Annotated in this window: 11 protein-coding genes; 9 read left to right on the top strand and 2 right to left on the bottom strand. The window is 55.0% G+C overall.

Going from position 1 to position 12,833, the window contains the following annotated elements:
* Positions 1 to 6 precede the first annotated feature (6 nt).
* From tsaE to hslU, 8 genes are all read left to right on the top strand, one after another.
* A complete protein-coding gene (gene tsaE, locus L1065_RS07780; RefSeq protein ID WP_237094898.1) occupies positions 7 to 486 on the top strand; it encodes a tRNA (adenosine(37)-N6)-threonylcarbamoyltransferase complex ATPase subunit type 1 TsaE in 480 nt (159 codons plus the stop codon).
* Entirely contained in the window at positions 473 to 1,498 is a 1,026-nt protein-coding gene (locus tag L1065_RS07775; RefSeq protein WP_237094897.1) for an aminoglycoside phosphotransferase family protein, read from the top strand. Before tsaE ends, L1065_RS07775 begins: the two co-directional genes overlap by 14 nt.
* A complete protein-coding gene (locus L1065_RS07770) occupies positions 1,474 to 2,154 on the top strand; it encodes a nucleotidyltransferase family protein (RefSeq protein ID WP_237094896.1) in 681 nt (226 codons plus the stop codon). Before L1065_RS07775 ends, L1065_RS07770 begins: the two co-directional genes overlap by 25 nt.
* Positions 2,151 to 5,096: a double-strand break repair protein AddB gene (gene addB, locus L1065_RS07765; protein ID WP_237094895.1), complete on the top strand. Its 2,946-nt coding sequence runs from the start codon at positions 2,151 to 2,153 to the stop codon at positions 5,094 to 5,096. Before L1065_RS07770 ends, addB begins: the two co-directional genes overlap by 4 nt.
* A complete protein-coding gene (gene addA, locus L1065_RS07760) occupies positions 5,093 to 8,473 on the top strand; it encodes a double-strand break repair helicase AddA (RefSeq protein ID WP_237094894.1) in 3,381 nt (1,126 codons plus the stop codon). The genes addB and addA overlap by 4 nt, the downstream gene beginning before the upstream one ends.
* Before the next feature lie 58 nt (positions 8,474 to 8,531).
* Entirely contained in the window at positions 8,532 to 8,852 is a 321-nt protein-coding gene (gene trxA, locus L1065_RS07755) for a thioredoxin (RefSeq protein WP_237094893.1), read from the top strand.
* A 114-nt stretch (positions 8,853 to 8,966) separates the two neighbouring features.
* Positions 8,967 to 9,524, top strand: a complete 558-nt coding sequence (gene hslV, locus L1065_RS07750) for an ATP-dependent protease subunit HslV (RefSeq protein ID WP_370641160.1) — start codon at positions 8,967 to 8,969, stop codon at positions 9,522 to 9,524.
* Positions 9,521 to 10,825 (top strand): ATP-dependent protease ATPase subunit HslU, encoded by a 1,305-nt coding sequence (hslU, locus tag L1065_RS07745; protein WP_237094891.1) that lies wholly within the window; start codon positions 9,521 to 9,523, stop codon positions 10,823 to 10,825. The genes hslV and hslU overlap by 4 nt, the downstream gene beginning before the upstream one ends.
* Here hslU and L1065_RS07740 read toward each other — a convergent pair.
* The gene (locus L1065_RS07740; RefSeq protein ID WP_237094890.1) at positions 10,822 to 11,412 is read right to left on the bottom strand and encodes a Smr/MutS family protein; all 591 of its coding nucleotides are present in this window, start codon (positions 11,410 to 11,412) and stop codon (positions 10,822 to 10,824) included. The two genes, hslU and L1065_RS07740, sit on opposite strands and share 4 nt — an antisense overlap.
* Before the next feature lie 132 nt (positions 11,413 to 11,544).
* Positions 11,545 to 12,204 carry a Tim44/TimA family putative adaptor protein gene (locus tag L1065_RS07735; RefSeq protein ID WP_237094889.1) on the bottom strand — a complete coding sequence of 220 codons (660 nt, stop codon included), beginning with the start codon at positions 12,202 to 12,204 and terminating at the stop codon, positions 11,545 to 11,547.
* Positions 12,205 to 12,320: 116 nt separating this feature from the next.
* Between L1065_RS07735 and L1065_RS07730 the strand changes: the two genes are divergently transcribed.
* On the top strand, positions 12,321 to 12,800 hold the full coding sequence (locus tag L1065_RS07730) for an FxsA family protein (RefSeq protein WP_237094888.1): 480 nt from the start codon (positions 12,321 to 12,323) through the stop codon (positions 12,798 to 12,800).
* The last annotated feature ends 33 nt before the right edge of the window (positions 12,801 to 12,833 follow it).

Genomic DNA, 12,833 nt, shown 5'->3' with positions numbered 1-12,833 from the left:
ACGCCCATGTCGTCACACCGTATCACGCTTCAAAGCCATTCCCCACAAAACACCGCCGACATAGCCCAGGCGTTAGGGCAGAAACTTCGTGCGGGCGATTGCCTGCTGTTCGAAGGTCCGGTGGGCGCAGGAAAGTCCCTTTTTTGTCGTGCGCTTATTCAATCCCTGCAAGACACGCCCGAAGATGTCCCTAGCCCCACTTTCACATTAATCCAAACCTACGACACCGGAAGTGGCGAGGTTTGGCACTGTGATCTTTACCGTATCAATGACCCGTTCGAGATTGCAGAACTCGGTTTGCTGGACGCATTTGAAACCTCTATTTGTCTGGTCGAATGGCCAGATCGCTTGGGAAACCTTGCGCCGCAGACTGCTTTGCATGTTGCGCTTGCCGACGCGGGAAGTCAGACTCGGGACATCACCATTTCAGGCGATAAACGGGCGTGGGCCGAACGGTTGGCAGGGATATCGCATGCAGCGCAATGATCAGATCAATTCATTTCTAAAGCAGACGGATTGGGCAGATGGGACCCGGTCTCTCTTGGCGGGCGATGCTTCGAACCGTCGGTATGAACGTGTCGTTCAAAACGGGTCGGGGCGCACAGCCGTTTTGATGGATGCGCCACGCGACAAGGGCGAAGAGACGCGCCCGTTTGTCGAGATCGCACGCTATCTGACGGGCGTAGGCCTGCGCGCGCCTCAGGTTTTTGCATGGGATGAACCGTCTGGCCTGGTTTTGCTAGAAGACCTTGGGGATGATCTGTTTGCGCGCGTTCTGGACAAAACGCCCGAAAGCGAAGCAACGCTTTACCGCGCCGCCGTTGACGTGTTGGTCACCCTGCATGAAGCCGCGCCGCCATCGGATCTTTTGCCCTATGATGAAACAACAATGCCCGAGTTGGGTGCCTTGGCGCTGGACTGGTATGCCAAGGGCGCGGATCATGACTTTGGCGCTGATCAAAAATCAGCGCTTATCGCAGAGTTAGAGACACAAATTGCGGATACCCACATCGGTTCATCTGTTTTGGTCCAGCGCGATTATCATGCGGAAAACCTGCTGTGGTTGCCCGACGAAAATGGCGTCTCGCGGGTGGGTTTGCTGGACTTTCAAGATGCCCGCATCGGGAACCCTGCGTATGATCTTGCCTCGCTTTTGGAAGACGCGCGGCGCGATGTAAGCCGCGAAACCCAAGAGGACATGCTTGTCTATTATGCGCAAACACGCGGTTTCGATCTTGAGGCGTTCCGCGCGGCCTTTGCGGTGCAGGCGGCCCAACGAAATCTGCGTATCCTTGGGGTTTTTGCGCGGCTGTCCATGCATTTCGGCAAACCCAATTATGTCGATCTCATCCCCCGCGTCTGGGACCATCTGCAACGCGATCTGGCGCATCCCAAGCTTGCGGTGCTTCGCACGGTCTGCGCCGATACGCTCCCGCCCCCGACTTCTGATGTTCTACAAAGGCTCAAAGACAAATGTGCGACAGTCCCAAATCTGTGATGCTGTTCGCCGCGGGGTTTGGCACGCGGATGAAGGCGTTAACGAAGGATCGTCCCAAACCATTGATCAAGGTTGCTGGAAAACCGCTTTTTGATCATGCGTGGGACCATATCAAGGATGCAGATTTCGACACTATTGTTGCCAATATCCACTATTTTCCAAAGATGATGGCCGCACATTTGGATGCGCGTGGTATCTCTGTTTCTGATGAAACCGACCACATTCTGGAAACCGGTGGCGGCCTGAAAAAGGCACTTAGCCAGCTTGGAAGCGACCCTGTGTTAACAATGAACACCGATGCTGTATGGCGGGGCGCAAATCCGGTTCTGTCCATGCGCGCGGCTTGGAACCCAGATGAGATGGATGCGCTTTTGTTGCTAGTCCATCCTGATCGCTGTTTTGGTCATACGGGCGGGGATTTCGAGATAGACGCCGAAGGGCGGCTGCGCCGCGGCGGGCCATTTGTTTACAGCGGGCTTCAGATCATCAAGACCGATGGCCTTACCGAAATCACAGATTCCAAATTTTCGATCTCGCGGCTTTGGGAGGGGTTTCAGCAAGAACAGAGACTATTTGGCTTGGTGTATGAGGGCGCTTGGTGCGACGTGGGTCATCCCGAAGGCATCCAGATTGCAGAGGATATGTTGCGCAAATGATGTTCGCCCCGCAAAAAGACCCCCGCGTTTTTCAAATGCCGATCGGCATTGATTTTGCGCAAAGCATCGTTGCAGGGCTTGAGGCCCGATTGGCCAACGCGGCGCCGGCCGATTGGGCGCGGGTAACGGTCATCGTGAACACGGCGCGCATGCAAAAACGTGTGATGGCGCTTTTTGATTCCGGGCCGGCCCGCCTGTTGCCGCGCGTCAGATTGCTGACCGATGTGGCCATTACGCCAAACGCGAAACGCGTGCCGCCGCCCACTTCCAAAATCAAGCGACGCTTGGAGCTGGCCCAACTGATCGAAAAACTTTTGGACGTTTCGCCCGACCTTGCGCCACGATCATCGGTTTTTGATTTGGCCGACAGTTTGGCAAAACTGATGGATGAGGCGCATAGCGAAGGCGTTGATCCCGCATCGATCCAGTCAATTGATGTGTCCGAACATTCAGCGCATTGGGCCAGATCAAAGGCGTTCCTGGCGATTGTCGAGGCTTATCTGGCCGCTGAAACACAACCCGATGCGGACGCACGTCAAAACATGATTGCGGATGCTTTGATTGCCGATTGGCAAGAGGCGCCCCCCGAAGATCCCATTATTCTGGCGGGGTCTACAGGATCGCGTGGAACAACATCGAAATTGATGGAAGCCATCGCCACCCTTCCGCAAGGCGCTGTTATATTGCCCGGCTTCGATGATAGGATGCCAGACCATGTTTGGGATGGATTAGAGACTGATACCCGCGCGGTCGAAGATCATCCGCAGTATCGGTTGAAGGCCTATTGTGATCGGTTGGGCCTTGCGCCTCGAACGCTCAAGGCATGGTCTGACACCACGCCATATGCACCATTGCGACACAAGCTGGTGTCCCTATCGCTTCGCCCTGCCCCGACAACGGATCAGTGGATGGTCGAGGGACCAAACCTTGGTGATCTTCGCGCTGCTACAAACGATATTTCTCTTATCGAAGCCCCGTCTATGCGCGGCGAGGCAACAGCCATTGCCGCGTTGATCCGCAGCACCATCCAAGACGGCAAATCCATCGCTTTGATTGCACCGGACCGCAGCATCGCCAGGCAAGTGACTGCCGCGCTGGACCGCTGGCGTATTTTGCCAGACGACAGTGCTGGCGTGGCCTTACCGCTTACTGCGTCTGGACGGTTTTTGATGCAGGTCGCCGATTTGATCGGAGAGAAATTAACCTCCGAGGCGTTGTTGGCTTTGCTCAAGAACCCTTTGACGATGCAAGCCGGCGATCGCGGAAATCATCTTAGGTGGACCCGTGATCTTGAACTTGATGTGCGCCGCAGGGGGATGCCGTTTCCTGTGGGTCAGGATCTGATCGATTGGGCTGCAAAATCAAAGGACAACGGCATTGATACATGGGCCGCCTACCTTGCCGACACACTTGACGCGCTTATGGCGATACAGTCTCTAACCTTGCCTGATATGGTCAAAACGCACCAAGATATTGCACTTCGTCTGGTGGGTGGATCGCAAGAAGATGCCGCCGCAACGCTATGGCGCGGAAATGACGGGCGCAAAGCGCGCCAGGTCATGGCGTTGATTGAGGCAGATGCAGGCTACGGCGGTGACTTTACCGGCTTCGACTATCGCGGGTTTTTACGGCAGGTTTTCATCAATGAAGAGGTGCGTGAGGAGGCCTTGCCCCGTTCTGATGTGATGATCTGGGGCACGCTGGAGGCACGCATTGGTGGCACAGATGTTGTTGTTCTGTCTGGTTTGAACGAGGGAAGTTGGCCTGCATCCCCTGCCCCTGATCCTTGGCTAAATCGGAAAATGCGTGCGGATGTCGGGCTTTTGTCACCAGACCGCAAGATCGGTCTTTCTGCACATGACTATCAAATCGCGATGGGCGCAAAACAGGTTGTGATGACCCGTTCCTTGCGGTCAAGCGATGCGGAAACCGTGCCATCACGGTGGATCAACAGGCTGACAAACCTGATTGGCGGGCTTGAGGATAACCACGGCCTACAAGCCCTTGATGAGATGCGCGCACGCGGTCAGGTCTGGCTTGACTATGCCGCCGATTTTGAGGCGCCGCGTGAGGTGACAAGGCTTGCGCATCGCCCTTCGCCGCGCCCCCCTGTGGCAAGCCGGCCGAGGAAACTATCGGTCACGCGTTTCAAAACGCTGGTGCGCAGCCCCTACGATATTTATGCCAGCGAAATTCTGAAGCTAAAGCCGCTTGATCCGCTAAGGCAATCGCCTGACGCGCCGATGCGCGGGACAATCATGCACACGGTGATGGAACGGTTCATCAAGGAAACGCCCGACGCGGCAGAGGATCAACGCGCATTTCTGATGCGGCTGGCGGAAGAGGAAATCGTCAGCGATGCGCCTTGGCCTGCCATCCAGCGGCTTTGGTTTGCCAAGTTTGAACGGGTGGTTGACGATTTCCTGACCGCAGAAGCCGAACGGCGCAAGCTGGCCTCTCCCCACCCCGCGCGTATCGAGCTGAAAGGCGAGATGTATTTGCCGAAGGTTGACTTCACGATCACTGCCAAAGCGGACCGCATTGATCTGAGCGACGATGGCCAAGCCGTTCTTTATGATTACAAAACGGGAAAGCCGCCCACCGTCGCCCAGCAAGAGGTGTTTGATCGCCAGCTTTTGCTTCAGGTTTTGATGCTTGAAAACGGCGCATTCAAGGACCTGGCGAAGTTGAAGGTGCAAGGCGCGTTTTTCCTTGGCCTTGGGACAGGTTCCCCTGTTGTTGCAGCCCCGCTCGAGTCCGAATGGGGTCAATCAATCGAAGAAGATGTCACAGACCTGATTGCGGCTTATGATCTGCCCGCACAAGGCTACACCGCACGGCGCATGATGGAAAAGGACGGCTATGACAGCCCCTATGACGGGCTGTCGCGTTTTGGTGAATGGGCAGAAACAGACACTGCTGTGCCAGAGGATTTGACATGACCGCACCAAATGAAGCGACTGCGTTGCAAATTCAGGCCGCACGCCCTGCCGTTTCAACCTGGGTCGCCGCCAATGCGGGATCGGGCAAGACACGTGTTTTGACCGACCGTGTGGCGCGACTGCTGCTTAAGGGTGTGGCGCCTGAACGCATCTTGTGCCTGACATATACCAAAGCCGCTGCCTCCGAGATGCAAAACCGTTTGTTCAAACGCTTGGGCGCTTGGGCCATGAAGCCCGATGCAGACCTACAGTCAGAGCTGCGTGATCTGGGCCTTGGGGCTGACGCGGCGGGCATTGATCTTGCACAAGCGCGTCGTTTGTTCGCCCGCGCGATTGAAGCCCCCGGTGGTTTGAAAATTCAGACGATCCACTCTTTCTGCGCCTCTATATTGCGGCGCTTCCCGCTTGAGGCAGGCGTTGCGCCACAGTTCACTGAAATTGAAGATCGCGCTGCCAAACTGCTGCAAGAAGACATCCTGGAAAACATGGCATCTGGCCCGCATCGTGGGCTGGTTGATGGTATCGCAAGCTATCTTTCGGATCAGGATTTCGAGCAAGTGGCAAAGGCCATTATCGGTAAAAAGGCTCTGTTTCAGCCCAATATCGATTTTGATCGTATTCTTGGGCTACCCCAGAATTATGATGAAACCGCCCTGTTGGCTGAGGTTTTTCTGGGTCAGGAAGCAGATATCCTGCGCCGTCTGGCGGCGCATTTGAAAACCGGATCACCTACGGACAACAAAGCCGCCGCCATACTTGGGGCCATTAGCACGTTTGATTTGCAAGCCATCGATCAGCTTGAGTCCGTCTTTTTGTATGGTGGCAGCGCCAGCAATCCATATGGCGCGAAAATTGATCGGTTCCCGACAAAAAACTGTCGAAAGGCGATGCCGCCCGATTTATGGACAGAAACCGAAAACCTGATGCTGCGTGTAGAAGCCGCGCGTAACCGAAGGTTGGCCTTACTGACCAAGAAACGCAGTCAGGCGCTCAATGCCTTTGCCACCGTTTTCCTGCCCGAATACGCCAAGGCCAAGGATCGAAATGGCTGGTTGGATTTTGACGATCAGATCGAAAAAACACGAACGCTTTTGCGTGATCCAAGCATGGCGCAATGGGTGTTGTTCAGGCTTGATGGCGGTATTGACCATATTCTGGTGGATGAAGCGCAAGACACCAGCCCAGAGCAATGGGATGTGATCGAAAGCCTGACGCAAGAGATGACCAGCGGGGAAGGTGCGCGCGATGATGTCGAGCGCACCATTTTTGTGGTGGGCGATCCCAAGCAATCCATCTATTCGTTCCAAGGGGCGGACCCTTCTGGGTTTGGGCGGATGCGATCTGTTTTTGAGGGGCGTCTGACGTCGATCGATAAACCCTTTACGGATATTCAACTCAAACACTCTTTCCGGTCATCACCTGCGATTTTGAATGTTGTGGATGAGGTGTTTGCCACTGGCGCAGAGGCCGCGATGGATGGCGCAGTCCAGCACAAGGCATTCAAAGACAGGCTGCCGGGGCGGGTTGATGTCTTTGAACTGGAAATGAAGCCCGAAGACGCCGAAAAACCCCCTTGGCATACGCCGATTGATCGCACTTCGCCCGCGGATGCAAAGGTGAAGCTGGCCGAACGCATTGCCGCGCGCATCAAATACCTGATCGAGACGGGCGCGACGATCCCCGATGAAAAAGATGGCGCGCAATATATGCGGCCCGTTCATGAAGGCGATTTTCTGATCCTTGTGAGACGCCGCAAGGAGTTGTTTGCCGAAATCAACCGCGCCTGCAAAGAGCAGGGTTTGAAAATTGCAGGCGCCGATCGGCTGAAAATCGGTGGGGAAACGGCCGTGGCCGACCTTACCGCGCTTTTGTCTTTTCTTGTCACACCAGAAGATGATCTTTCCCTTGCTACTGTTCTGAAATCCCCGCTGTTCGGGTGGACCGAACAGATGTTGTTTACCCTGGCCCATCACCGTGGAGATCGCGTCTACCTGTGGCGTGCGCTGCAAGACAACGAGGCGCTTTACGCCGAAACAGTCTCTGTTTTACGTGATTTGCGCGACAAAGCTGATTTCCTGCGGCCCTATGATTTGATCGAACGTGTGCTGACGCGTCATGGGGGGCGCACAAAACTGATCGCGCGGCTTGGGAAACAGGCCGAAGAGGGCATTGATGCGCTTTTGGATCAGGCACAAAGCTATGAGCGCACCGATATTCCCCATTTGACAGGATTTCTGACATGGCTTCAGGTGGAAGAGGTTGAGATCAAGCGCCAGAATGATGGCCCGAAAAATGAAATTCGGGTGATGACGGTACATGGCGCCAAGGGTCTGGAAGCACCGATTGTGATTTTGCCTGAAACTGGCAAACACACAGGGCGCAACACGATGCCTGTGGCGATGAACATCCAAGACAGCGCCGTTTGGCCCCCAAGCAAATCTGGCTCGCCAGAAATTCTGCTGGATGCAAAAGCGCTTCTGGATGCCAAAGACGCCGAGGAAAGCGAACGCCTTTTGTATGTGGCGCTTACACGTGCTGAAAAATGGCTGATGATCGATGCCGTGTCGACCAAACAAGGCGATGAAGCAGGCACATGGTATGACCGCGTCAAACAAGCGGCGGTCACTTTGGGTGGCGCTTCCACCATGATCGGCGCTGAACCGGTCACGCGGTATGAATTCGGCGATTGGGGCGCCAAGGCCAAGACCATTCCCAAACAAACCGTGACCGCCCTGACCGCGCCCGCTGATTTATGGCTGCGCCCCGCTGCCGCGGCGGAGCGGTTGAAAACCGTTGCGCCATCAAAACTGGGTGGGGCGAAAGCCATCGCAAGGGCAGGTGACCCTGTTGACGAAGATAACGCCCTACGCCGTGGTCGGTTGATCCATCTTTTGCTGGAACACCTGCCTTCTGTGCCGCGCGAACATTGGGACAGTCACGCCACGTTTTTGATGACCAGCGGAGAAGATTTTGCAGAAGGCGCGGAGGCGACGATCCTTAAAGATCACGCGTATAAGGTGCTGGAGCATCCTGACCTGGCGTTCCTGTTCACAGATACGGCGCTGGCTGAGGTAGATGTGACCGCATATCTGCCCGAGTTGGATAACATCCGTATTCATGGCGCGATTGATCGGCTGATTGACCGTCCCGATCACGTGTTGGTTGTTGACTTCAAATCAAACGAGGTCGTCCCCGAAAATGTAAGCGATGTTCCACTTGGTCTTTTGCGGCAAATGGGGGCCTATGAAAGTGCGTTGCGCCAAATCTATCCCGATAAGCCTGTTAAAGCGGCGCTGCTTTGGACCAAATCGGCAACGCTGATGGAAATCCCTGACAATATGATGCGGGAGGCGCTGCAGTCAGCCACCTTATCTTGACGATGTGGCTTGCCGTACTTAGGTTCGCCTCAACCGCACTTTTCCTAGGAGACTTCCAATGGCGACTGTCGCTGTAACAGACGAAACATTTGATGCAGAGGTCCGCAACTCGGACGTACCTGTTGTTGTAGATTTTTGGGCCGAATGGTGCGGCCCGTGCAAGCAAATCGGCCCGGCTTTGGAAGAGCTTTCGGCCGAGATGGATGGCAAGGTGAAGATCGTCAAAGTTGACGTCGACTCCAATCCGAATTCTGCAGCGTCGATGGGCGTGCGCGGTATTCCAGCGCTGTTTGTCTTTAAGGACGGCGAAGTTGTGTCTAACCGCAATGGTGCGGCACCAAAAGCCGCGCTGCAAAGCTGGATTGAAGACGCGATCTAAAACATTGCGCCTTGCGAGCAATACCCCAAAGCCCCTGCACATCGCGGGGGCTTTTTCGTTGGGGTTGTGCCATGCAAAGCGCAACGCCATATATATCGCAGCAAAAGAGGGTTTATAATGTCGGATGAATTTCCAGGTTGGCACGGCACCACAATTATTGGCGTGCGTAAAAACGGGCAGGTCGTCATTGCAGGGGACGGGCAGGTCAGCGTTGGCCAAACCGTCATGAAGGGCACAGCGCGCAAAGTGCGCCGCCTTAACCCCGGTGGTTACGATGTTGTCGCGGGCTTTGCGGGATCCACCGCCGATGCCTTTACCCTGCTTGAACGTCTGGAAGCAAAGCTGGAAGCCACACCAGGCCAGCTGGCACGCGCATCTGTTGAGCTGGCAAAGGACTGGCGCACCGATAAATATCTGCAAAAACTGGAAGCAATGTTGATCGTATCTGACGGCAAAGACCTGTTCGTGATCACGGGCGCAGGCGATGTCCTTGAACCCGAATATGATGTCGCGGCCATCGGATCGGGCGGCAATTTCGCCTTGGCCGCTGCACGCGCCCTTGTGGACACCGATGCCAGCGCCGAAGAGATCGCGCGCAAGGCGATGGGCATTGCGGCAGACATTTGCGTTTACACAAACGGCAACCTCACAATCGAGACTATTTCAGCATGACAGACCTGACCCCACGTGAAATCGTATCCGAGCTTGATCGCTTCATCATTGGTCAAAACGATGCAAAACGCGCTGTTGCCGTTGCGCTGCGCAATCGCTGGCGCCGCAAGCAGCTAGCCGATGATCTGCGCGACGAGGTATATCCAAAAAACATTCTTATGATTGGACCTACTGGCGTCGGCAAAACGGAAATCAGCCGCCGCTTGGCGCGACTTGCGAATGCGCCTTTCATTAAGGTCGAGGCAACCAAGTTTACCGAAGTAGGCTATGTGGGCCGCGATGTAGAACAGATCATCCGTGATCTGGTTGATGCTGCCATCGCCCTGACACGCGAAACCATGCGCGAGGACGTCAAAGCCAAAGCGATGAGTGCCGCCGAGGACCGTGTAATCGAAGCGATTGCAGGTTCGGACGCGCGGGACGGCACGCGCGAGATGTTTCGCAAAAAGCTGATCGCAGGTGATTTGGACGACACGATCATCGAGCTTGAGGTGGCTGATGCCGCGCCGCAAATGCCGATGATGGACATTCCCGGGCAGCCTGGCATGGGAAACATGATGAACCTTGGGGATATATTCGGCAAAGCCTTTGGTGGTCGGACGGTGCGCCGCAAGATGACTGTCGCGGAAAGCTATGATGTTCTGATCGGCGAAGAAGCCGACAAGCTTTTGGACGATGAAACGGTGAATAAGGCCGCATTAGAGTCTGTTTCCAGCAGTGGCATCGTCTTTTTGGATGAAATCGACAAGGTGTGCGCCCGCACAGATGCACGGGGTGGTGATGTGAGCCGCGAAGGTGTTCAGCGTGATCTTCTGCCGCTGATCGAAGGCACCACTGTCAGCACCAAATATGGTCCCGTCAAAACGGATCACATCCTGTTCATTGCCTCTGGTGCATTTCATATCGCAAAACCGTCTGACCTGCTGCCCGAACTTCAGGGGCGTTTGCCCATTCGCGTTGAACTTCGCGCGCTGACCGAGGACGATTTTGTACGCATTCTGACCGAAACAGACAACGCGCTGACGCGTCAGTATACGGCGCTGATGCAGACCGAAGAGGTGACAGTCACCTTCACCGAAGAAGGGATCAAGGCGCTGGCCCACATTGCCGCGGAGGTGAATGAAAGCGTCGAAAACATCGGCGCGCGGCGCCTTTATACAGTTTTGGAACGCGTGTTTGAGGAGTTATCGTTCACAGCCCCTGATCGGTCGGGCGAGAGCATCACGGTTGATGCGGCATTCGTCGAAACACATCTGGGAGAGCTGTCACGCTCGACCGATGTAAGCCGGTATGTGCTTTAACGCCGACGCTTGAGATAAACGTAATATGCACCTGAGCCACCGTGCTTCAGGTGCGCTTCCGTGACCTGCAAAACGCATTGCGCAAGCGGTGCCATGCGCAACCACTCAGGCACCTGATGACGCAAAACACCAAAACGCGCGGGCATCGGCCCGCCTTCATCGCGCATCTTTCCTTTGCCGGTAATGATAAGGACCAGCCGTTTACCATCTGCAAAGGCATTCATAACAAAAGATGTCAGGGCAGGGTGCGCCTGTGCCAATGTCATACCATGCAAATCAATGCGTCCCTCAGGGCTTAGTTTGCCCCGTTTCATTGTTTGAAATGACTTGCGGTCCATCATCAAAGGTGCGTTGGCCACATCTGCGCGGACATCGGGCTTCAAATCATGGGGTTTGGGCCGTTGCGGTGCGTGGCTGCCCACCTGAAATTTGGAAATCGCAGGATGCTGCGTGGCGCGCTCTTTGGGTTTTTGCGAAATGATATGTGGCGCTTCAACAGGAGCATTGCGCATAGGAATAGCCGTTTGAGCGACCCGCGCCCAAAGCTCTTTCTCCTGATCCGATAATTGTTTACGTCGCTTTGACATATCCAACGCCCTGTCCGTTGCGATGCATTACATAGCGTCCGGAGCCGAGACATCCAAGCGACACAAAAAGAAACACGCCGCATCTGTGTGACGCCACGCCTTAACCTTAGGATCGAATTACGTTTTTCGTGCTTATTCGCCCGTGGCAACCAGTTGCCAGTTGGGATCATCCGAATTCATCACGCGCGCAAAGGTCCATGTATCTTTCTGGCGCTTGATCTCTTTTTCGCTGCCTTCAACGATTTCACCGCTTGCATCACGAACGGCAGAGGTCAGCTCGCCCACAAAACGCACCGTGATTTCGCCTTCTGTCGTCACATCGTCGAACTGCGCAGATTTGAATGCCGTTTCACGGATGCCAACGAAGGTGGCGCTGACGGTAAGGCCCTGATCTTCGCGCATCTTCACGACATCTGCGAAACTTTCGTAAACTTCATCAGACAGGAAATCCTTAATCTCGTCCAACTCACCACGCTCAAACGCCATGAGGATCATTTCATAGGCGCCGCGCGCGCCGCCCAAAAATTCCGTTACGCTGAAGGATGGGTCAACACCCTTCATCTTGGCCAGCGCCTCGGCATCATCGGACCCTTCGGTTGCATGATCTGTAATGTCGCGATCAGGGCCACCTTCGATCACCTCGAAATCAGGGCGATCTGCCGTGCGTTCCGGTGCAACGGGTGTTGGCGGTTTTTCAAAACCTTCGCGCGTGCCCAGAACGCTTTTCAAGCGCAGGATAAGAAACACCGCAATCCCCGCAAGGACCAGAAGTTGAATTAAGGCTTGGCTCATATTGTCCTCGGTCCCGTGTTGAAACATGGAAATTCGCTTAGTCTCCACTTATGTATGTCAGCGTAGGGGTCAAGTCCACTAAACGGCCCAATCTGCTTTTGAAAAGGACATCAGTTATGTGGTTGTTTGCACTTTTTGTCGCTGTGCCGTTGATCGAAATCGCCTTGTTCATTCAAGTTGGTGGTTGGATTGGGCTTTGGCCGACACTGGCAATTGTGGTTGTCACCGCATTTTTGGGAACATTTCTTGTGCGCCAGCAAGGGGCGTTGGCCATGTCACAGGTGCGCAACAGCTTTTCCCAACTCAATGATCCGACAGAACCGTTGGCGCATGGCGCTATGATTTTGTTTTCTGGCGCACTTTTGCTGACACCTGGCTTCTTCACGGACGCGGTCGGCTTTTCATTGCTGATCCCAGGCGTGCGGACCGCCGTTTACAAATACCTGCGCGCCCGAGTGAATGTTGCCAGTTTTCAAATGGGCGCGCACCCGCAACAACGTGATCCGCAGGATGCCTCAACGATCGAAACCGAATATCACGAGGTTACAACCGACCCGAACACGCCAAAGGGCTCATCTGGTTGGACCAAGCATTGAGCGTTCTTTCACAACCTGATACCACACGCCGAA

This window comes from Nereida sp. MMG025, assembly GCF_021654165.1.
GTDB lineage: Bacteria > Pseudomonadota > Alphaproteobacteria > Rhodobacterales > Rhodobacteraceae > Nereida.
This window is presented reverse-complemented; position numbering and strand designations above follow the sequence as displayed.